General features: G+C 49.7%; 18 protein-coding genes and 2 pseudogenes. 15 read left to right on the top strand and 5 right to left on the bottom strand.

Annotation, left to right across the window (positions count from 1 at the left end):
• The 8 genes and pseudogenes from DVA44_RS08680 (at position 1) to DVA44_RS08715 (ending at position 12,037) form a co-directional block, all read left to right on the top strand.
• Positions 1 to 711 (top strand): C40 family peptidase, encoded by a 711-nt coding sequence (locus DVA44_RS08680; RefSeq protein WP_114386310.1) that lies wholly within the window; start codon positions 1 to 3, stop codon positions 709 to 711.
• A 29-nt stretch (positions 712 to 740) separates the two neighbouring features.
• Positions 741 to 1,154, top strand: coding sequence for a hypothetical protein (locus DVA44_RS08685; RefSeq protein ID WP_059309125.1), 414 nt, complete (start codon positions 741 to 743; stop codon positions 1,152 to 1,154).
• Between the two features lie 60 nt (positions 1,155 to 1,214).
• Positions 1,215 to 1,805, top strand: a complete 591-nt coding sequence (locus DVA44_RS08690; protein WP_059308218.1) for a tail assembly protein — start codon at positions 1,215 to 1,217, stop codon at positions 1,803 to 1,805.
• Positions 1,806 to 1,858: 53 nt separating this feature from the next.
• Positions 1,859 to 6,088, top strand: a pseudogene (locus tag DVA44_RS26220) (DUF1983 domain-containing protein); the annotation flags it as partial.
• Between the two features lie 735 nt (positions 6,089 to 6,823).
• The gene (locus tag DVA44_RS25970) at positions 6,824 to 8,863 is read left to right on the top strand and encodes a pyocin knob domain-containing protein (protein WP_246843611.1); all 2,040 of its coding nucleotides are present in this window, start codon (positions 6,824 to 6,826) and stop codon (positions 8,861 to 8,863) included.
• An 84-nt stretch (positions 8,864 to 8,947) separates the two neighbouring features.
• The gene (locus DVA44_RS08705) at positions 8,948 to 9,367 is read left to right on the top strand and encodes a translesion error-prone DNA polymerase V autoproteolytic subunit (protein WP_114386314.1); all 420 of its coding nucleotides are present in this window, start codon (positions 8,948 to 8,950) and stop codon (positions 9,365 to 9,367) included.
• Position 9,368: 1 nt separating this feature from the next.
• Positions 9,369 to 10,637 carry a Y-family DNA polymerase gene (locus tag DVA44_RS08710; RefSeq protein ID WP_114386316.1) on the top strand — a complete coding sequence of 423 codons (1,269 nt, stop codon included), beginning with the start codon at positions 9,369 to 9,371 and terminating at the stop codon, positions 10,635 to 10,637.
• 575 nt (positions 10,638 to 11,212) lie between these two features.
• The gene (locus DVA44_RS08715; RefSeq protein ID WP_139157089.1) at positions 11,213 to 12,037 is read left to right on the top strand and encodes a hypothetical protein; all 825 of its coding nucleotides are present in this window, start codon (positions 11,213 to 11,215) and stop codon (positions 12,035 to 12,037) included.
• Positions 12,038 to 12,507: 470 nt separating this feature from the next.
• On the opposite strand, the pseudogene DVA44_RS08720 reads toward DVA44_RS08715, so the two are convergent.
• A pseudogene (locus DVA44_RS08720) lies at positions 12,508 to 13,248 on the bottom strand (hypothetical protein).
• Positions 13,249 to 13,328: 80 nt separating this feature from the next.
• On the opposite strand from DVA44_RS08720, the gene DVA44_RS08725 reads away from it, so the two are divergent.
• The 7 genes from DVA44_RS08725 (at position 13,329) to DVA44_RS08760 (ending at position 17,715) form a co-directional block, all read left to right on the top strand.
• Positions 13,329 to 14,531, top strand: coding sequence for a site-specific integrase (locus DVA44_RS08725; RefSeq protein WP_114388389.1), 1,203 nt, complete (start codon positions 13,329 to 13,331; stop codon positions 14,529 to 14,531).
• A 376-nt stretch (positions 14,532 to 14,907) separates the two neighbouring features.
• The gene (locus DVA44_RS08735) at positions 14,908 to 15,279 is read left to right on the top strand and encodes a hypothetical protein (protein WP_246843612.1); all 372 of its coding nucleotides are present in this window, start codon (positions 14,908 to 14,910) and stop codon (positions 15,277 to 15,279) included.
• Positions 15,280 to 15,304: 25 nt separating this feature from the next.
• A complete protein-coding gene (locus DVA44_RS08740; RefSeq protein WP_114386322.1) occupies positions 15,305 to 15,814 on the top strand; it encodes a hypothetical protein in 510 nt (169 codons plus the stop codon).
• A gap of 93 nt (positions 15,815 to 15,907) precedes the next feature.
• Positions 15,908 to 16,342 (top strand): DUF2787 family protein, encoded by a 435-nt coding sequence (locus DVA44_RS08745; protein ID WP_063160138.1) that lies wholly within the window; start codon positions 15,908 to 15,910, stop codon positions 16,340 to 16,342.
• A gap of 298 nt (positions 16,343 to 16,640) precedes the next feature.
• The gene (locus DVA44_RS26225) at positions 16,641 to 16,874 is read left to right on the top strand and encodes a DeoR family transcriptional regulator (protein ID WP_167350270.1); all 234 of its coding nucleotides are present in this window, start codon (positions 16,641 to 16,643) and stop codon (positions 16,872 to 16,874) included.
• Positions 16,875 to 16,959: 85 nt separating this feature from the next.
• Entirely contained in the window at positions 16,960 to 17,280 is a 321-nt protein-coding gene (locus tag DVA44_RS08755) for a hypothetical protein (RefSeq protein ID WP_047741669.1), read from the top strand.
• A 42-nt stretch (positions 17,281 to 17,322) separates the two neighbouring features.
• A complete protein-coding gene (locus DVA44_RS08760) occupies positions 17,323 to 17,715 on the top strand; it encodes a hypothetical protein (RefSeq protein WP_139157090.1) in 393 nt (130 codons plus the stop codon).
• 49 nt (positions 17,716 to 17,764) lie between these two features.
• On the opposite strand, the gene DVA44_RS08765 is transcribed toward DVA44_RS08760, so the two are convergent.
• The 4 genes from DVA44_RS08765 to DVA44_RS08780 form a co-directional block, all read right to left on the bottom strand.
• A complete protein-coding gene (locus DVA44_RS08765; RefSeq protein WP_246843613.1) occupies positions 17,765 to 18,655 on the bottom strand; it encodes a GTPase family protein in 891 nt (296 codons plus the stop codon).
• The gene (locus tag DVA44_RS08770; protein WP_114386324.1) at positions 18,645 to 19,052 is read right to left on the bottom strand and encodes a hypothetical protein; all 408 of its coding nucleotides are present in this window, start codon (positions 19,050 to 19,052) and stop codon (positions 18,645 to 18,647) included. Before DVA44_RS08770 ends, DVA44_RS08765 begins: the two co-directional genes overlap by 11 nt.
• Positions 19,045 to 19,971 carry a YafY family protein gene (locus DVA44_RS08775; protein WP_114386327.1) on the bottom strand — a complete coding sequence of 309 codons (927 nt, stop codon included), beginning with the start codon at positions 19,969 to 19,971 and terminating at the stop codon, positions 19,045 to 19,047. Before DVA44_RS08775 ends, DVA44_RS08770 begins: the two co-directional genes overlap by 8 nt.
• 263 nt (positions 19,972 to 20,234) lie before the next feature.
• Positions 20,235 to 22,841 carry a hypothetical protein gene (locus tag DVA44_RS08780; protein WP_371413847.1) on the bottom strand — a complete coding sequence of 869 codons (2,607 nt, stop codon included), beginning with the start codon at positions 22,839 to 22,841 and terminating at the stop codon, positions 20,235 to 20,237.
• Positions 22,842 to 22,847 lie beyond the last annotated feature (6 nt).

Below are 22,847 nucleotides of genomic sequence, written 5' to 3' on the forward strand. Positions count from 1 at the left end.
ATGCGTAAAAAGACTGTCACGGCCATCATGGCCCACGCTGCGGAAGAGTATCCGCGCGAGTGCTGCGGCGTGGTAGCGCAGAAGAGCCGGGTAGAGCGATATTTTCCCTGCCGTAATCTGGCCACGAACCCGGAGGACAATTTTGTCCTTTGCCCGGAAGACTACGCCGCCGCCGAAGAATGGGGAGCGGTGACCGCCATCGTTCACAGCCACCCCGATGCAACCACCCAGCCTAGCGAAATGGATAAGGCACAGTGTGATCTCAACGGGCTACCCTGGCACATCGTCAGCTGGCCGGAAGGTGACTTACGTACCATCTTACCGCGGGGAGAGATCCCCCTCATCGAGCGGCCTTTCGTACTGGGCGTGTACGATTGCTGGGGGCTGGTAATGAGTTACTTCCGGCAGACGCACGGGATCGAGCTGCATGACTACCGGGTGGATTATCCCTGGTGGGAGGATGAGTACCCGGATAATTTCTATCAGGAATGCTGGTACGAATGCGGGTTCCGTGAGTTCGACGGCGCGCCGCAGCCTGGCGATATGGTGATCATGCAGGTACAGTCGAATAAGTGGAATCACGCGGGGATTCTGCTGGAAGGTAATATGCTATTGCACCATTTGTATGGACACCTGAGCCAGCGAGTACCGTATGGTGGATACTGGCAGGACAGAACGATGAAGGTTCTACGCTACAAATCTCTATGCTAGTCTTTCGGAAAACGAAAGGGGATAGGGATATGAAAAGAATATTAGTTGTAGCCTCCATATTAATGGTTGCTGGGTGTGCGACTAAGCCGGTAACAAATGAGCAAGCACAAGATGTTCCAGCAAAACAGGTTATCAACAATACACTGTTAGTTAAAAAAGAAGGGTCTGGAAAGGTAATAATCAAACGGGACTCTGGTTTTATGGGCAGCGCATGCATGACCCGAGTGTATGTTGATGGAAAGGAGGTCGCCGACTTAGACACGGCTCAAAAGGTAACGGTCTATCCAAAAATTGGAGATCATATCTTTAGCGCTTGGCCCAAAGGTATGTGTGGCGGAGGCATGAGCGAGCAGTCAGGTAGGGTGACAGAAGGCGATGTATTGATGTTTAGGGTTGGGTACGGAACTAATGGTGATTTTGGTATTTACCCCACAGCTTTTTGATTGAAAGAAATGTTTTTACTACCTCGCTCCGGCGGGGTTTTTTATTTTTGAGAGGTTAAAATGGCTGAAGTAATGACGCAAATTGAGCTTGGTGGTGCGCCGGGGAAAATATTTGGAAAAACTCACCGACGGCTAATCAGTAAAGTATCGGAAGCAGGGACGGCCCTAGCGAAAACGATTCCCGGGTTTGAAAGTTATATGATAAATAGTCAGCGCCGTGGGTTAACTTTTGCTGTTTTTAAAGGGAAGAAAAACATTGGCGTAGATGATTTAGGATTTCCTGTCACCGGCGAAGTGATCAGAATTGTACCTGTAATCATTGGAAGTAAAAAAGCTGGGCTGCTTCAAACAATATTAGGCGCTGTTATTGTGGCAGTCGGGGCTATTGCAACTTTCGGGTTCGCCCAAACCTGGGGTGTAAACTTAATGATGGCCGGAGGTGCAATGATGGTAGGCGGCGTGGTACAGATGCTATCTCCTCAGCCTACAGGGTTGGCCAGTAAGCAGGATGCCGATAACCGGGCCTCATATGCGTTCGGCGGCGTAACGAACACCGCAGCGCAGGGTTATCCGGTTCCTCTGCTTTACGGACGTCGGCGCATCGGCGGCGCGATCATCTCCGCAGGCATTTACGTCGAAGATCAGCAGTAAAAATAATCCTTTCATTCAGGCCACCTCAGGGTGGCTTTTTTTATGGGCGCAATATGGTAAACGCAACCGCTATCAGGGGCCGCAAAGGCGGTGGCTCTAAATCACGCACACCCACCGAACAACCCGATGATCTCCAGTCTGTAGCGAAGGCCAAAATTCTGATAGCTCTGGGAGAGGGAGAGTTCTTTGGCCAGCTCACCGGTAAAAATATTTATCTGGATGGTACCGCGCTGGAGAACGCAGACGGATCGCCAAACTTTAGCGGGGTGGTGTGGGAGTTTCGCCCGGGTAACCAGGCACAGAGCTATATCCAGGGGATACCGGGTACAGAAAACGAAATCACCGTCGGTACCGAAGTATCAAGTGCCACAGCCTGGACGCGCACGTTTACCAATGCCCAGCTCTCGGCTGTTCGTCTTCGCCTGAAATGGCCCTCGCTGTTCAAACAGGAGAACGACGGCGATCTGGTCGGTAACTCTGTTAACTATGCGATTGACCTGCAGACCGACGGCGGAGCCTGGCAGACGGTGCTGAATACCAGCGTGACCGGTAAAACCACATCCGGCTATGAGCGCAGCCACCGTATCGATCTGCCTCAGGCGGGCAGCACCTGGACTATTCGCCTGCGCAAGCTGACCGCTGATGCAAACAGCGCGAAGATCGGCGACACAATGACCCTTCAGAGCTTCACTGAAGTGATCGACGCCAAACTGCGCTACCCGAACACAGCCCTGCTGTATATCGAATTCGATTCAAGCCAGTTTAACGGCTCTATCCCGCAGATCTCCTGCGAGCCGCGCGGGCGCGTGATCCGCGTACCTGACACCTACAACCCGGAAACCCGCACCTACACCGGCACCTGGACCGGTTTGTTTAAGTGGGCGTGGACCGATAACCCGGCGTGGATTTTTTACGACCTTGTTGTTTCCGATCGGTTCGGCCTGGGCCACCGGCTCACGGCGGCGAATATCGACAAATGGATGCTGTACCAGGTGGCCCAGTATTGCGATCAGCCGGTACCGGACGGTAAGGGCGGTAGAGGTACCGAGCCGCGGTACATCTGCAACGTATACATTCAGGACCGGAACGACGCCTATACCGTTCTTCGTGACTTTGCGGCCATATTCCGGGGCATGACGTACTGGGGCGGCGATCAGATCGTGGCCCTGGCAGATATGCCCCGGGATGTGGATTACAGCTACACCCGCGCCAACGTCATTGAAGGCCGCTTTACCTACGCCAGCAGCACCACGAAAACGCGCTATACCACAGCGCTGGTGTCCTGGTCCGATCCCGCTAACGCCTACGCTGACGCGATGGAACCTGTGTTTGAGCAGGCGCTGGTGGCGCGCTACGGATTTAATCAGCTGGAAATGACGGCCATCGGCTGCACCCGGCAGTCAGAGGCGAACCGTAAAGGCCGCTGGGGCATTCTCACCAACAACAAGGATCGCATCGTATCGTTTGACGTTGGTCTGGATGGAAACATACCTCAGCCCGGGTACATCATCGCCGTCGCTGATGAAATGCTGTCAGGCAAGGTCACCGGCGGGCGAATCAGCGCGGTGAATGGCCGGGTTATCACACTGGACCGTGCACCGGATGCCACTGCAGGGAATCGCCTGATTCTGAACCTGCCTTCCGGGGCATCCCAGAGCCGTACCATTCAGGCGGTAAACGGCAAGGCCGTAACGGTCAGCACGGCATACAGCGAAACGCCGCAGGCCGAAAGCGTCTGGGTAGTGGAATCTGACGAACTCTACGCCCAGCAGTACCGGGTTATAAGCGTCAAAGATAATAACGATGGCACATTCTCGATTGCCGGAACATGGCATGATCCAGACAAGTATGCACGCATTGATACTGGCGCCATCATTGACCAGCGTCCGGTAAGCATGATCCCTCCCGGTAACCAGTTCGCTCCGGGAAACATTGTCATCAGCTCCTACTCGATGGTGAATCAGGGGATCAGCATCGAAACCATGCGCGCCAGCTGGGACCCGGCACCGAACGCCATTGCCTATGAGGCTCAGTGGCGCCGCAATGACGGAAACTGGGTAAACGTACCGCGCAGTTCCACCACCTCGTTTGAGGTGGCTGCCATTTATGCCGGTCGCTATCTGGTGCGCGTCCGGGCCATCAATGCAGCTGAGATTTCCTCGAGCTGGGCCACATCGCTGGAAGTCACATTAACAGGTAAAACAGGAGCGCCACCGGTACCCGTTAACTTTCGGACCACGCCATTACTCTGGGGTGTACAGCTGGACTGGGATTTTCCTGCAAATACAGCGGATACCCTGCAGACGGAGATTCAGTATTCCACGGATGCAGCTGGCACGAATGCGATGTTGCTTACGGATGTGCCTTATCCGCAGCACATGTATCAGCAGCTGGGCCTGAAAGCCGGGGTGGGGTTCTGGTACCGGGCGCGGCTTGTTGATCGCACCGGGAATCAGTCGGCATGGACTGACTTCATTCAGGGCAGCAGCAGCTCGGTTGCCGCCGATTACCTGGTGGATATCGATAACCAGATCAAACAGACCGACGCCTATAAGAACCTGGTTTCGGAAATCACGGATCTAGGTGACGATCTCAAGTCTGCGCATGACGACATCAAAACGGTTACGACGGAATCGGCGACGACGAAAGCGGGCCTGGCTCAGGAGGTCATGGACCGTAAGAAAGCCATCTCCGACGAGGCCGCCGCGCGCGGGCAGGCGCTGCTGACCGAGAAGAACGAGCGTCTGGCGGATATCAGCAACGTCAACCAGACGATTCAGACCAGCACCGAATCGCTGGCGCAGCAGATTGCACAGGTGTCTGCAGGTACTGGATCCCAGTTCGACCCGGCCAAAATCTGGTACTTCGATTCGACGGCAGAAGGCTGGACCGGTAACGGCACGCCGACAATCGTTGACGGCTGGCTGCGTCCGGCAAACCATGCGTCTGACCCGTACGTAACGTCTCCAGGGGCGCTGGCCATTACAGCGAGTGCATATCGTTTCCTGAAGCTGCGTATCAAAAAAGTGGGATCGCCTGCATGGGCGGGAGAAATTCGCTGGCGCAATGCTACTGCATTCAGCGACACCAATAAGTTTGCGGTGGCCGAACCTGCTTATAACTCCGACGGCATCGCCACTCTTGAATGCGACAATATCCCGTGGCTGGCTGATACCACGATTAACCAGATTCGTCTGGACCTGTCCAGCAAACAGGACGCAACAAACTACCTCCTGATTGACTGGGTAGCTATAGGGCGGCCGACACCCGGCGCCGGTATGGCGGCGCTGCAGCAGGAAACGGCGGCGCGGGTATCAGGTGACCAGGCGGAAGCCACGGCGCGCGAGACGCTGGCGACGCAGATCCGGGGCGGCTATACCGGTGACGACCCGTCAAAACTGGCATCGGGCCTGCTGTACACCGAACGCCAGGCGCGCATTACGGCGCAGGAAGCGGAGGTGACAGAGCGGAAGAAGCTGGAATCGACCGTAAACGACAACCATGCCGCTGTGACCCAGGAACTGGCAACGCTGACAACTGAGCAGGAGGCTCAGGCCACCACGCTTTCGGGCCTGCAGACTACCGTCGGCAAAAACTCCGGCGCTATTACGCGCATCGATAAAGCCGTTGCTGATAACGACAAGGCGCAGACCACCGCGCTGGCGGCGGTTAAGGCTACGACTGACCAGAACACAGCAGACATCAGCACTGAAACCACGGCCCGCACGGATGGTGACAGCGCGCTTGGCCGCCGCATCGACAGTCTGAAAGTTGATGTTGACGGCAACACGGCCAGCAGGGATGCCGGTATTGTCGGCAACGTCACCAATGCGCTCGCCAACTTCATGGCATTCTCGGATCAGCGCGTCACGTTTGCCGTTGCCGATACGAAAGCAATGGCCGAGATAACCGACGTGCGGAAAACATCAGCGGATGCCACCAGTGCCCTGGCGGAGCAGGTCACCACGCTTAAAGCGACTGTTGAAACCAATGGCCAGACCAACGCGGCTGCGATCACCCGCATCGATCGGACGGTTGCGGATCTGGAGAGCGCCACAGCGACCAGCATTCAGCAGGTGACGGCGTCGATTGGGCAAACCAACGCCAATGTCCAGACTACCAGCCAGGCTGTTGCTGATATCAACGGCAAGTTGAGTGCGCAGTGGGGTGTTAAAGTCCAGGTGGAGGCGAACGGCATCAAACGCATCGCGGGTATTCAGCTGGGCATTGATGCCACTGGCTCCTCTAACTTCCTCGTCAGCGCTGATACGTTCGCAGTTTATAACCCGACGACGACCGGGCAGGAACTGGTGTTTGCGGCGACCGGCGGGCAGATGTTTTTGCGATCGGTGTTTATCCAAGATGGCTCGATTGATAACACCAAAATCGGCAATTACATCCAGTCCAGTACGTGGGATGGAACCGGCAATGTCGGATGGCATATCAACAAATCCGGGTATGCAGTGTTTAACAACGTGACCGTGCGAGGGACGGTTTATGCAACCGATGGAAGTTTTAAAGGAAGAGTTGAGGCGACAAGCGGGAGCTTCAAAGGGGCGGTGGAAGCTACGTCATTCGTCGGAGACGTTGCCAATCTGGGGGTTGCTGCTGATGTTACTGCATCAGGCGCCGCCAACGCATATAGTGCGATTGCCTTTACTGATTCCTCATCTTCGGCACTGACTAAGTCGGCACTGCTTGAGGCGCTTATTTATATTTCCTCCTCCACCGCCACCACTGTAAATATTGCTCTCAACATCAACAATAATGTCCGTGATTTTGGCTCTGTCAGCGTTCCTTCCGGGACGGGAGGGCTATGGATGCCTGTGCGCCACGCTGTGCGAGGCATTACTGACAATGTCGTTGTGGCAACTATTACGGTGATTGGCACTGGCACGGTAAGTAAGCGTATTTCCGCTCCGACATTAACCATAACCCGCGGTACCGGTTCCTTCTCTTTCTAACTCAAATCCTCATACCCCGCCGAGCCGGGGTTTTTCATTTTAAGGACATCACGAATGGCCACGATTGATGACAATTTAGCAAAAGCCGTTACGGAAGCATTGCGCCAGGCGCAAATCGATATATCCAATCAGGATAAATTACTGGTGGGCCCGGGCGATGTGACCCTTACGCGGGCAGACGGTACTACAGCCACCGGCCCGTCATGGCCGAAGATGTCATCAGTCGTTAATGCGGCGGTGCAGTGGCGTGGGGCGTTACCATCAGGAGCAAACCTCAACAATTATGGTCCTACATCAGCTTATTCTGGCTCATGGGGTCAGGGTTCATCAACAGGCGCAACAATTGCCAATGGATTCCCAGAAGATAGTGCTGTCGGGGTGCTGGAAGTAATTCAAGGTGGTCAGTTTGGCTGCACTCAGCGCTACACTGTTAGATCTGGAAATATTTACATCCGGTCGCTTACTGGATCATGGAACGGCACAGATGGGCCATGGGGCGCATGGTTGCCAGTGGGGTTCAGTTCGATGCCAGGCTATTTCACTGGCGATATGAATGTGCTGGTAACTCCTGGGATCTGGTCGATTACATCCGCTGTCACCAATGGGCCGATCCCTGACGGGCAAACAGCAACGCCTACTGGAATTTGCACCGTTGAACTACGGTCAAGCACAAACTCAGTGGTTCAGACATTCAAATCAGTTGTCACCAATGCAGCCTTTATTAACCGGACGTGGACGCGCACCCTCTCAGGCACTACATGGTCGAACTGGGATCTGCAAGGCAAAGGGGCGCTGGCTGATGTGGGTATCGGTTCGCCAATAGCCATGCTTCCCGCTCTGGACTGGCAGACGTTTAACTTTGTTCCTGGCGCTCAACATGTTTGCCTGCCATCTAACCAAACCAATATTCCATCAGGCCTGGCTTATGCTGGCACATCATCGCCTACCAATATCAATGTTCTTGGCGGTCGTGCCGGCACTACAGCGCTGGTGATGCTGGTTACTCAATTCACGCAATCGGCATCAGGAAAAAGTTATTTCATTGTTATGTCCGGCGTAGCAGGTAGCCGCACATTTGCTGTTTATGAAAACTTCACATCCGCCAGCGTAATTCCGGTGGCTAATGGCGGTACAGGCGGGAATACGCAGGCCACAGCCCGCACTGGCCTCGGCCTCAAATCAGCTGCGATCTATGATGTTTACGACAGCAACATGGTTTTCCAGAGTGAGCGCAAGGTAGCGATGCAGGCGATCAGCGATTATCGCGGAATAACCGCCTATGCTGGCATTCTTAATTTTCCTCAGGGCCTCAGCGGCGGTGTCTCGCTTGGCGGGCATCTGCCGCAATCCGGGCTTGGAGCTTCGGATCTTGTCGGACAGCTTGTCTGCGTTCCGTGGGTAGATGCTTCAGGTAACAACGGCGCATTCAAGATTTCCGCGCGCGGCAATAAAGTATGGTTCACGGGCACGGACACAAATGACTTCTTTTCCAGAGCATATGCCTTCAGGACGGAAGCAAACACCGCTGTTGACGGTAACGGGTTTATAAAAACAGCATCGCCAATTGTGAATGTTTATGGTGATGGTTCGGTCGTTACAAATGATGAGTCAGAAGGCTGCACAGTGACCCGCATTGCTGTCGGGCAGTACCTGATTGAAGGGTGTCTTGGCCTCAATTCAGATGCGGCCTGGGGAGGTATCGATGGTGGATTTGAGATACCGCTGGATCGCAATAAGCAGCCGAAGGTATGGCTTGATTATGAGGTTAACCCTGACGGATCGGTGATGGTTAAAACCTATCACCGGGAGCATGCCGGCGCGCCTAAATTTGCACGGAACATTATTGAGGGTGTGGCAGATGGCGATCCTGTAGATATCCCGGCGGGCCAGTTTATCTCTGTTCGTGTTGAGATGCCGATGGACAGCATCTGGAACCAGCAGCAGGAGAAAGCAAGGATTCGCAGCGAGGAGGCGCTGGCCCAGGCAGTGCTGGAAGCAAAATTGAAGGCGGAGGCAGAAGCTGAGGCCGAAAGGCTGAAAGCAGAGGAAGAGGAGCCGGATGATCCAGCAGAACAGCCAGATGTTCAGCCGTAATTATTGATAGGCGCCGCCGCATTGATCTGCAACCCCTTTAAAACTACTGTATATAAAAACAGTATAAATCAGGAGTGGTTGTTTATGGAATTTTACACGCCAGCAGAATTGCGCGGCATTGTCGCGCTCCCCCTTTACGCGAGCCTTGTTCAGTGTGGGTTTCCATCCCCAGCGGCGGATTATGTTGAGCAGCGCATCGATTTAAACGAACTGATGATCCAGCATCCCAGTGCAACATATTTCGTTAAAGCAGCGGGTGACTCCATGATCGAGGCGGGCATTAGTGACGGTGATCTGCTGGTAGTTGACAGTTCCAGAACGGCTGAACACGGCGATATTGTCATTGCAGCGGTAGGGGGCGAATTTACCGTTAAAGTCCTGCAACTGCGCCCCACGGTGCAGCTGAATCCCATGAATATTGCCTACTCACCGATCATAGTGGGCAGCGAGGAAACCCTGGATGTCTTCGGGGTGGTGACGTACATCGTTAAATCAACAAGCTGATATGTTTGCCCTGGTGGATGTGAACAGCTTTTATGCTTCGTGCGAAACGGTGTTCAGACCCGACTTAAAGGGAAGGCCTGTTGTCGCCCTTTCGAATAATGACGGGTGCGTTATTGCACGCAGTGCTGAGGCCAAGCAGATTGGGATAAAAATGGGCGAACCGTTCTTTAAGCAGAGGGATTTGTTCCGGCGTTATAACGTTGCCACCTTTTCCAGCAATTATGAGCTGTACGCTGATATGTCGAACCGGGTGATGACTACGCTTGAGCTCATGTGCCCCCGCGTGGAAATTTACAGTATCGACGAGGCATTTTGTGACCTGACAGGCGTAAGGAACTGCCGGAACCTGGAGGATTTTGGTCGGGAGATCCGCGCCACGGTTTTGCAGAATACGCATCTCACCGTCGGTGTCGGCATTGCTCAGACCAAAACCCTGGCGAAGCTGGCGAACCATGCTGCGAAGAAGTGGCAGCGGCAGACGGGTGGCGTGGTCGATTTATCAAATATCGATCGCCAGCGCCGGTTAATGTCTCTCGTTCCTGTCGAGGACGTCTGGGGCGTAGGACGCCGTATCAGCAAAAAACTCAATGCCATGGGTATCAATACTGCTCTCGATCTCTCAGAACAAAGCACTTGGGTTATCCGGAAGCACTTCAATGTGGTACTTGAGCGAACCGTGCGCGAGCTACGCGGAGAACCCTGCCTCGAAATGGAAGAGTTCGCACCGGCCAAGCAGGAAATCGTCTGCTCGCGATCGTTCGGGGAACGAGTAATGGAATACGAGCAAATGCACCAGGCGATCTGCAGCCATGCAGCGCGCGCCGCGGAGAAACTGCGCGGTGAGCACCAGTACTGCAGGTATATTTCCGCTTTCGTGAAAACCTCACCATTTGCGCTCACTGAACCGTACTACGGGAATAGCGTGTCCGTGAAACTGCTGACGCCAACACAGGACACTCGCGACATCATCAAGGCCGCAGTACGCTGCCTGGATAACATCTGGCGTGAAGGCCACCGGTATCAGAAAGCGGGCGTAATGCTCGGAGACTTTTTCAGCCAGGGTGTTGCGCAGCTGAATCTGTTCGACGACGCTGCACCACGGCATAACAGCGAGAAACTGATGGAGATTCTTGATCGTCTCAACGCGAAGGACGGAAAGGGGACTCTGTTTTTTGCCGGGCAGGGAATACAGCAGCAGTGGCAGATGAAGCGTGAAATGTTGTCACCTCGCTACACGACCAGATTTTCTGATCTGCTGGTTGTGCGCTGAAAGAGAGTGACCTGTGGTACTTTCTTAATCAGCAGCGCAGACGCGGATGATAGGTCGGTGTAAAAGGAGCCCATAAAAAAAGCCCGCATTAGCGGGCTTCTTATCACTCGGGAGCCGCGGCTCCTTTGCGTATCCTTTTTTGTCCCCTCACCGTCTGGTCGGTGTACTGCTGAGACTGCTAACTTCCTGTTATTGCTAGTGATGTCCTATCACCGTCCAATCATGATTGGTGGAGCTGGCGGGAGTTGAACCCGCGTCCTCGAAACCTCGTCAGGATAAACGGTGATCGAACCGGCCAAAGGGTTGGCGCAGGGACGGGTGTTGCTGATCCTTTCGGGCGTCCATTAAAGCTAATAACCGACAGGCGTTTTGCCATCTATTTACCATCGCTTAATCGAATGCATAAAACCAGCCGTAACAGGCTGGTTTTCTTTGGGATTCTTGGTTGGTTCGAGAGGATTTGAACCTCCGAACTCTGACACCCCATGCTAATACCCAATATTTACAGTAGAAGTCATATTGGAAAGAGGTATAAAATATTTTCAGATATCTATTTATGGTTTTAAGAGGGATATATGAGTTATAACTTTAAGCATCATTTAGATAAAGCTACTGAATTATACGCAACGAAAGAATTATCGTCTCTAAGATACTGCGCGTTAGAATTAAGGTTAGCCATTGAAGCTCATGTATATAATCAATTAAAAGCTAGTTTAGGTAGTATTCCAGAAAAAGTCGTAAACACTTGGCAACCTCCACAAGCAATTCGTATGCTATGCATGTTTGATGAAGTATCGGATATGGACTTATACGTCACTATATCAGGTGAGGATATGGAGGCAATAAATGTAAATTACAATAATATTAAATATAAAGATTTGCAGAAATGGTATAACACATTGGGAAGTTACCTGCATCAGCCAACTATAAAGAAAATTGATGATTTTAAAATGGACTCAGATAAATTAGGGGAGGTTATTGAGAGACTTCAGCGGTTGTTGCAAGGAAATCTTATTACCTTTAATAGAGGATATTCAAAAATACAATGTGAAAAATGTTTGAAAGACATTCTATTCACTGAACAATACCTCAATAACAATGAGAAGTTAGAGTGTCAAAACCCAGGTTGTAAAAATTATGTGATAATCCGAAAAGCAGAAGATGGTGTAAATAAATTATTTCAGAAAGCTAATGTGCCATGCATTTCTTGCGGTGAAAAACATAGTCTTTACTTATGCGATATTGATGCTCAAATCGGATTTACATGTAAAAAGTGCGGCAATGTGCATCAGATAGCATCTTTTATCCATTCTCAACATAAATTCGTGCCAGTGCCATCATTTTCCTTTACTACCAAAGAGTTAAATCTTGAATCTCCAGAGGATGATAGTAAGAGTTAAATGTTAAATAACCATCAACGTCATAACGCGCCAATGGGATGATTAATCCTTTATAAACTTTCGCCATTGTAATTGTTTGAAAGACGTAACGTATTGATTATGCAAGTCTAAAAATATTCACCCAATGGCGAAAAAATTAGGTATGTCATTGATAATCATAATTAATACGCATGATTTAAAATCCCTCGGCGTTCGCGCTGTGTGGGTTCAAGTCCCACTCCGGCTACCATGGGAAAAAGCAGAATAATCAAAGCAATAAGCAGTGTCGTGAAACCACCTACGGGTGGTTTTTTTGTGCCTGAAATTCACGCCCTGTGCATATCCTGTGCTCACGGGGTGCAATGAGCTGCAATCTCCAGCCTGGCAATGCCGAATCGAACGTGTCGCCTACAGCATAGAGAACCAGGCCGCTTTGCCTGTTTTCCGGTACTCTTCCGGGAAGGGGGGCCTGCTGAGCAAGCTGTAATGCTCTAGCCGCCCTTGGTACAGAGTTGCTTAATTCGTGCAATCACCTCATCTCTGTACTTCTGGTGTCCGCGCATAGCCCTTGGATGGGCAATTCTGAAACAGATTGTATTACCTGTTTTGAACTCCCACAGCTTCCCCGGAATAACTGAAGAAGTCTCATAGCCGCCTGGCTCAGTAAGCACCTGTTTTATGATGTAGTCTGTTCTCCGGGCTCCGGATGCAAAGATGATGAAATTAGGCTCAAGGTGTTTAATTTGTACCGCCAGCAGCTTCAGCGAGGCTAATATGACTTCCTGCACTTCATTTTGAGGGCGATTGAGAGGGGGCAGTCCGTCGTAATCCCACGCCAGTAGATTGGCATACACGATTGCCTGGGGAGGAATATTAAGCTCCCGGGCCAGCCTGAAATGATATTGCGTGAAGCGGCTACGTGATTTGAGGTTGGTGGTGCCATAATTTTGTATCAGAAGATGTTTCCTGTAACGATCTACAGCTTCTTCAACCACCTGCCCGATGGTGACGTCAGGTATAAGTCCCAACACCCGTGATATCGTATTCTTACCATTCAGCGTATTCCAGCCTGCGGTTTCACGTCCAACCAGCATGATTTTTACCGGTGAATGCAAGTATTCTTCAAAGGGTACAGGTAAAAAGACGCCTGAGTATTTATCCTCACTCAGGTTAAATTACCGGGCGTCAACCTCCTGTAATATTCGTTTGTACGCGTCTAATAGCTTTTCCATTCTCCAATCACGCCCCGTAATAAATACACCTTCAGATATATATTATTTTCATGATATCAGTAAGATACATGAGGATAATCATGCAGAAATCCTTCCGATTCACCAATTCATCCATCAAAGCCCTTCCGGCAAACACAGATACCCGATCTACAGAGCTTGAGGTATCTGATACCGAAGTCATCGGCCTTAAGTGTCTCTCAGGCCGAACAGGTAACAAACGTTTCCTCCTGCGCTACACATTCCACGGTACCAAAAAAAGTATCAGTATTGGCAGATTCCCTGAAATTGATGTGGGGACAGCTCGCCAGATAGCTCGCCGTCATAAGGAGGCGATTGCACTGGGAAATGACCCCAAGGCAGAGCGCGATAATTATCGTGCGATGCCAACGCTTAGTGAGTTTTTTCACCAGACCTATGTTCCGTTCATCAAGCGCCATAAAAAGTCCTGGCATAAGGATGTTCAGCGTTTCACGCAATACATTGAACCTCGTCTGGGGAAGATTCGTTACTGTGACCTTCGGGCCCGGGAAATCCAGCAGGTGCTTTTCGACATGCTTGAAGGTCGTATTCACGGCCAGCAGTATGCACCGTCTACCTGTAACAGGGCACTGGCTATTCTGAAAACTATGGGGCGTTATGCGCTACGACAGGATGTCCTGGAGAAGAATGAAGCCGATAAGATCCCTTTGCTGAAGGAGAATAATCAGCGGACGCGCTTTTTTGACGCCGATGAGATCAGAAGGATCCTCGACGCTGCGGTACGATACCCCAATAAGGCAGCCGGGGGACTGATAGCCATGCTGCTGTTAACCGGTACACGCAAATCAGAAATGCTGAACGTCATGCACAAACATATTGATCGGGATAACAGGTCGTTATTCATTCCTTATACTAAGAATGGTCGCAGCAGAACTGTGTATCTCAGTGATGTTGCATTATCCATTATTGATTCGATCCCACGGGCTGGCAGCAACCCCTATCTGTTTGCCGTAAAAGATAATGGAAAACCGATATCAGAACCCCGGTGGGCCTATGAAAAAATACTGACAGAGTGCGGGATAGATAAAAGTGAAGTCTGTTTCCACACTACGCGCCATTCCGTCGCATCATTACTTGTCTCCAGTGGTCAGTACAGTTTGTATGACGTTAAAGCCCAACTGGCCCATGCCAGCATTCAGAGTACTGAACGCTACGCAAAATTGACACCAGAGCGTATGCGTCAGACCGGGCAGGGCGTTACCGACCTTCTTTTGAACACCGTTACAACCGGTAAAGAACATTGATTTTAGCATCCCTAAAACGTGGAGAATGATTATGTCGTTAAAATGTCCTAAGTGCGGTAGCCGAAACACAGTGACAGAAACAGCCGGAAAGATAGCTGAGTTGACTCGCGATGATCGGTTCCTGACAACGTCTGCTGGTTATATCAGCCCGGAGCAATTATGTGAATTGCTCAAAAACATCATCACGGCAATAAAACGCCTCTTTGGATTTCTGGAGCAACGAGAAAGAAATAATGCACCAGTGCTGATCTGTAAATCGTGTGGATATTATGAAAGAATATAGATGACCTCGGAAGGAAATTTAAGATTCTTAACCCTGTCTATATAACCCCGATACTTAAGACGTATCGGGGTTTTTGTTTATGAGGATTATTCAATGAAATTTGTCTCGAGCTGGAAAGACCTGCCATCGCTCCTTCTTCCCGATTCGGTTATGACTGTCCTGAGAAAAGAACTGATACTTCCATTTGATGATGAATTCTCCGCAAGGAATTTCTGGGGTGAGGTTGGCGTAACATTAATGTACATTGAACCTCATGATGTTCGCGAAGATTTTAAACGGCACGTATTAGATGTAATTCATCATTTAATTGCAAACCCTGAGTTCGTGGTCCGTCTGACAGATGAATATTATTTGATGCTATCCATTACAGAAGATAACGGGAATGGTATTTATTTGTTATTTCACCCCAATTGTTCTCTTGTTGGGATTGATACATTAATGTCTATGGCGCATTTGCGTCTGTAAATCAGATTAAAATCAGGAGAAGAAAATGAGAAAATCAAAGGCAGTGAAAAACAATAATGAACACGATGAGCTGGCGTTAAATAATGATTTAAGTGATGTTGAAAAAGGTATCACTGAAGATGAGCGAATATTACCTGAAGAGAGTTATAAGCTGCTCATTGAATCAGGACAGGCGGAAAAAATTAGTCCTAAATCCAGTGGTATGCTGACATGGCAACTGGCAATGTCTGAAACGGATAATGAACTTTACCTGCGTCTCATGGCAAATGGTAGCGGAGGATTGTTCTCTAAAGACTGGATCGCACTTTCTAAGATTGAAAGTGTACTCGAAGTGCAACCGACAACGGGCTTCACATCTGGCGTATTCAGACCATTATTTAAAGGGGCTAGTGCCAATAATGCTGGTTTTCTGGCTGCTGTTCTGCGCTCGCCAGATATATGCCTGCTGGAGGCGCATCCGGAGAAATTATTTACGCATGTTTTATATGCCGACTGGCGGGTGCGCCTGAAAACACTCAGCAAAGTTGGGGATTGAGAAAACAACGCGGACGATTAATTCTTTACCAGTACGTTCATACAACCAGAAACGGCTACTCACCACTACTCATCTTCTTCAGGAAAATTCATTATGCAAACCCAGTATGTCTTAAAACAGGCAGGATTAACGCTGCCTGTTACCAAATTATTTCAGCAGCACATCGCTACGCTTCTGGCAGAACAATCTCAGCAAACATCGGTCAGGGCAGTGGTCATTAATTTTCGTGACCCGGACTACAGTGCAGAATCCGGGGGATTTCATCCGGTTGAAATGCGTTTCATCCGTCAGGATAACGAATGGTATTTCGATTATGTCACAGACTTTAGTTATATGGGGCGAGTTTACCCGGAACTGGAAAAGGAAATAGACTTTTGCTGGTCGGGTCATTACGTCTTCCATTATCTGGCGGGAGATATTGCACTGACAGCAGAGATGAATGAGCTCTGGTCTTTGTGGGAGGGTAATTTTATTGAATATCTGGCAATGGGGGTTTACCGGGTAACGGTAACTGAGGAAAGTTGTTGACCCTTTATGAACCGGAAGAAAGCGGGCGGCTTTGTAATCTTCCGCATGCGGCGTGCAACACAGCATGGTGATGATGTCTCTTTTTCCTGGCTGTTCGCATAAACATGTGCAGACACGGGGGATCTCAGATCCCTCGTGGTTCAGGCCCAAATGGCGCATTCCTCAGTGACAGGGTGATAACGAAGAGTTCATTACCCCAACGGCTGTTTTACACCGCATAAATAACATCGATATTACAGTGTGTTAGAGCCAATTTTGGCCGATGGACTGTTAAAACAAAACTAGACAGGTACCCATGATGCGTCAGTCACGAGGCGAGAAGATCGCTGAAAGACTGGGGTGGATATTGCTCCAGCTCTATACTGGCAATTCTCTGTCGGTTAATGATATTTGCCAGCAGTTTTCTGTTTCCCGTCGGACAGGACGACGGGACTTATTGAGGGTGGAAACAGTAACGGAGGTTATTTCTCCCGGGAAAGTGCGGTTGGCTCCTCTGATAAGAGAGCGAGTCAGGCAAGGAATATTCAAATAATTTTCTCTACATGGACATAACCTGTCCTCGCATTGCATTAGGCTCTGCAATGAACCAAAAAAATCACCTTAATGAAGGATGTAAGATGAAAAGAATGATAATAGCAGCTCTGTTATTCACGGGTTTTTTGTCACAGGCGCATGCCGGGCTTGTTCAGGTAAATAACCGTGTAGCCTGTTACCTTGCGATGGACAGTATAAACAGGCAACTCATGGAGACAGATAAAAAGGTCACTGCTGAAATTTACAAATATCTGGAGGGAGAACTACAACGTTATGGCGTTGACGAAGAATCGATTAATGAAAACACCACCGCCCTGGATAATGAACTTCCTCGGGCATACCAGCAGGCAGCATTTGCAGATAAGTGTGTGACATTTTACCGCAAATCATCGAACAGACAGTAGTAAGAACAGATAATCTTTCTCACCCAATTGGATAATAATGATATGAAAAAGATAATTACTGCATGTATCGTGGCCATCGTGCCTGTCACCTCAATAGCCGCTTCTGTTTCGCTTGATACAGCAGGACGATGTTATGAAGCAACTCGTCAGTCGACTCAAATGGCGATGTTACTGGATCCAAACGCAGCAGAATACAAAAATCTTAACAGTAATGCCAAAGAACTATTTGGCACACTCTCCGGTGGCGTCGGCGAAAAGGACTCAAAGAAAATTCGGGATGCCTGGAAGGCCATTCTGGATAATGCCGGAATGGAAGGCCGCATGGCTAAATCTGATGGTTATCGGGAAATGAACAGATATCCCCAGGACGTCATTATGCAGGAGGCCAATAAATGTGTCCGTCTGGCAATTAAATCAGGGCTGGTGAAATTATAATGATTAATGGGATATGAATATTACGGGAGCAGTTGCTCCCGTTATTTTTTTATCCAAAGATCCAGTTCCAGGCTTTTTTCAGCCCATTGACTACAGCTTTTTTGGCAGCTTTCACCACCACGCGCAAAGGTGCTGGCAGGGTATTATCAATAATATCATCAAGAACGCGATCAACGGTATCACCAAATCCTTCCGTTGCCTCTTCTGTAACTGTACGGGTTTTGTGCTCGTCTCTCACCTGAGAAGCAACGCCGCTTTGAGCGTGCTTTGGGAGCGCACGGACCATTGCCTCCACCAAATGGGTCACATTGTATCCCTCACTGGCGGCGACAGCGATCACCGGATGGTCAGTAAACCCAAATCGCTGTGTGATATATGCTTTTTTATCGAGGATATTTTGCATCTGGGATGGAGAAGGCCGGGCGTTGACAACATCCCATTCACGGAATGGCTCAATTTTGTCGACCTGATTAAGCACAAACAGTGTTTTAGCCTCACCGCCAGCAGGGGCCAGCACATTTTTGTAGAAATGTTCATCCGCAGAAAAGGCGCGGTCATCGCCTTTAATCACCCAGAGAACCAGATCCAGTTGTGGTAACAGGTCACGATAAAGTTGTTCATATTCAGCGTCACGCTCAGCATTTTCTCCCACACCCGGAATATCAATCAACCGCACTGAGCGTTTGCCAAACTGGATGCGCATTTCCTGCGTTTCACGGGTACAGGCGGCGACATCGCTGACTGCACAAATATCACCCTTAAAAATCGCATTACATAAGCTGGACTTCCCGGCTCCGGTCTTTCCCATAATGCCAATGACCGGCTCATAACTGATAACGTCATTGATGCGTCGGGCAATACTTTCCCTGATATTTTCAGGTAATATTTCAAGAGCATCCTTCACAGGATTTCGATTTTTAGTTTCTGTATTATTCATCATGAGCACCATTCTCCATTTTCGCTTTAATTAACGCACACTCGTAATAAGAAATAATTACTTTTAGCAAGGCATTCACTTTTTCCAGATCACGGGGTGCCGCGTAACCGACGATCCCTTTTTTCATAGGGCTGAAGCGCTCCTTGCGGGAAAGATTCATTGCGGCCAGTTGATCATCAATACCGTGCATTAACAAATGACCGTTTTCACCGGCACTGAAGTGATTGCAAATCATCTCGGCATGCTGGAGAAGGCGTTCGGGAACCACATTGAATGGCGCGTCAAGCCAGGCTTTGAGATGCGCATTCTCTTCATTATCATTGGCGTCAAGAAGGCCGCTGAGTAAATCCGTTGCTATGGTTTCGAAAAAATTCTCGAGCGCTTTTTCATCTTTATTCATTAGAGGTATCTCCGGTTGATTCCGTACTTTCATTCTGTTCGTATAGTTCCAGAGCAAGGCGTATGTCTTGCGTAACCTGATTACGAATCGATGCTGGTTTTAGAACTTCAACCTCGGGCATCCAGTATTTGATGAGTGGGATAATTTGGCCGAAGTGAGCCACCCGTGAAATTACGAGCAAATCACCGCTTGCGGAAGTGTGAATAATTTCCTGACCGGGCAACAGAGCGCGGCGCAAGAACCACGGGGCTATACGTGCAGAAACTGACATCAGTACTTCAGTAAGCTCTGCGCCATACCAGATACTTTCCGCATTCTCGATTTGCAGATGAATCTCCGTCGACATGGTAAACGACACGTTACTGGGGAGAACCTTTTTCATCTCTGAAATGACGAAACTCTTCAGCACTCCTCCCTCAATCGCAGCGAGATACCAGATCCCTCTGTCACTGACGAGACGGTAGGGCTCAATGGCGCCGTAGCTTTTCGCTTTATATATGAAGCTTATTTTTTTACTGCCGCGAATTGCATCTGACAATGTATTCAACGTAGACATAAAAATCCCACAATCTTCGTGTGGACGTTGTTTGATCAGAAAAGGATTATTTTCAGCATTGCCCAGCAATATGCCTAACAGTCTGTCATCCCAGCGTGGAAATAACCCGTCAATACCCAGAATCCGCGTAAAACGGCGTAAGTCAGTATTGCTGCGCTGTCCCAGAACGCCAACGGGAAGGTAATATTTCTTACCACTGCGAAGAAGGTTGAGATAAGCCAGTCGCTGCGTTAGGTCACGCCGGATGGTCTTATCACAGACATTAAATTCTTCAGCGAGCCCACTCACCGTGACCGATTCACCGTTGTTAAGGCGAGTCAGTATCAATCCAAGGCGATACCCAAGTTTGTCATGCTTATCCATTCAGGCATCCAATCAATTGAAGCTGGAAGGATATTTTCAGCAGGGTGCTGGACAAGATGAGTCCAGGCTGAAGCAGGATTTCTAAAAAATAAAAACCATAAAATTCAGTTATATATTTTCATCATGGTTTTTGTGGACTCAACCTGTCCATGTTGTGGTGGTTGCGGGAAGCAGCTTTATTACCGGAGCTTCATTATCTACCAAACAGTAAAGCCCACGACTGGGAGCGTGGGCTTAGCAAACAGGTATTCAGCGTGAAGGATTTACAAAATTACCGAGGGCAATGCGAAGCCAGGATATTTCAGCATTATATGGTCCATCAGGCGAGTCATTCGGGAAGTCAGAGAACCAAAGATAATGGGTGGGAGCTTAGCCCGACCTGCATTTTTAACATCACTGGATGTCACAGAGTAGCCTGCTTCGACCAGCCATGCAGCTATCTCAACACTGGTTTGTCGCTTTCTGTCGTCCGGCGTGAGCCCCCATTGATGTTGAGCCAGGGCCCGCAGGAAAAGGCGAACAAGGACATCATCGCTTCGATTTTGTCCTACTTTTAGTTTCAGTGGGGTAAAAACGTTTCTGCAATAGAGAAAATCACACCAGTCTTCCCAGTCGGCTTCATCTTTCAGGCAGTGTGCCTGCCGCCAGTCATCGAAGAGTTGGCGTTGCTTAAGTGCCTGCGCTATATCATTCCACGGAAGGGAATACATCAACAAATGTCCATCATTCATGGTGGGGGCGATCAGTTGGCGCTTAAAGTCGAACTCCAGATTTAACCGGATATCCGATTCAACGGCGACAAGGTCGCTTTCATTCAACCACATATCACGGGTTGAAATGAGAGACCCCCTGCGAAGTTTCTGACCCGGAGCCCTGTTCATATAGAGGCCTAGCATATAGTGGTTATAGTCGTCGCGGGGAATATCAGCAGGGGGTTTAACACCTGCGCGAGCATGGACGATTGGGAAGCCTTCTGATTCCTTATAGGTCAACTGCCCCCGGGTTTTCATGGCGACAAGTTGTCGGACCTGATGTTTACAGGTCAGCATAGACGAGCCCGGATCCGCAATGTCACATAACGCCTGAAAACGTGACGATAACGGACCAGACATATCGATATTCTCGGTAGAGGCATCCGTCAGAAAACCATCTGTAGTCACACTGACCACGGTTGTATTCGGGGGAAGTGCATTCATCAACTCGCCCACCACCGCGCGGACAAATCCCGTGACATGTGCAGCAAAGAATGGCTGGGTGACTGACGAAGGCGGCAGAGGGCTGTTCAGCCCACGGGCGGTATCAAATGCAGTCTTTGCGTGAAGACCCTGAGCGAGTTTTCCGTACAGTGAATTTCCGATCTCTTTCCAGAACTTCTCCTCCAGAGACCCTTTATCATGGCGGTTACGGTTTTCACGGACTTGCTGAACAAAAGGTAAAAATAAAGAAGGTTGTTGTGCTTGAGGGTATGCGGCTTCAGTATCGTTCGGTTCGGATTTTCGCCACGGTACGATAATGCCATTCTGAATCTCGATTTCCGCACCCAGGAACAGCGCGAGGGCAATTTCAGGCGCTGTTGCCCACGACTCACCCATTAGGGGAAAAAACAAACCATACTGGTCTGTTCGGACGGGCAGACAGGGATAGCGTACCGTGTCGGGGAATCGAAAACTGACCAGCGCAAATCCCATGACATGACCGCAATAATCTTCAGGATTGCGGCTATGGAAAATATTATCGTAATCAGGCTGCAAAATATCCAACAGCCCAGTCGTGTAAGCACCTGCTAAATCGTAGTCATACCATTCCCTTTCCGGGGTAATGCCCATCATGTAGCATTCGTTACGACCGCCGTGATAACAGTTTATGGGGAAGGTTTCGTAGAGTTCTCTAGCTGGTATGCTCTGCCTTGTCTTCACCGTTCTGAACCCCTGGGTTTCGGGATTCCAGCACTGTTTCGATACCGTTCGGGTGCCCATGCAAATTTCAGAAGATATGCCGCTTTCATCAATGGTTTTGAGAAACCGGGAAACAGCCATCGCACCAATCGTGGTGGGGACACGCTCAATCATCAGACTTTCAGTGCAGAACGATTTCACCTGTAAGGCATAGCGCACGGCAATTTCGGCATCACGAACTGCATAAGCTTCGAAACCGCGTCGATCGCCTTTTAAATACTGGCGCATATCGCTGATTGAATAAGGGGCTGGAATGGTTAGTTTCGGCAGACCAAGTAATTGGCCACATTCCGCCAGCCCCATCCCACCCGGAGTGATCAACAACGTATCGGTGAACGTCACATTGCTACAACGGGGCGGGCTGGTCCGTTTATCAAACGTGATGAGGCTATTTTTTTCACGACGATTTTCGACTTCATCAAAATCAATACCGTAGCGGTTTTTAAAACTGCTAACTGTACTGCGAATTCCTTTCAGCAATATTTTGTGATCGCTCCAGAAATCGGAAAACGAGGCAACATCAGCCCGCAGGAAATGAGCATACAGCGTCATCGAACCCGGCCATTCGGTAATCTGCTCATTCTTCAATAGCGGCGTCAGAGTTTGCGCGAGAAAGTTTTTCAGCGACAGGCGATCTTTTTTGTGGGCGCTGGCGGGGTACAGGATTCCGGGAACACCCGTTCCATCAGGCAGCACGACATAGCTCTGATAAGACAGAATGTCGTTTTGCTTTGTATGTGGGTTATAGACATATTCAGTATCAAAGCCGATATCAAGATGTAGCTCGCTGCTGACGTCCAGTCGATTTTTTGATTTTTGCGGTATTAACGGAAAGTTATCAAGTGTTTTAGCAGAGCGGGCGACAGGTTGCGTCACTCCCGCCGCATCTGCGAGCAGTGCATTCATGTCAAACATAAGTGT

This window comes from Leclercia sp. W17 (assembly GCF_003336325.1).
Classification (GTDB): Bacteria; Pseudomonadota; Gammaproteobacteria; order Enterobacterales; family Enterobacteriaceae; genus Enterobacter.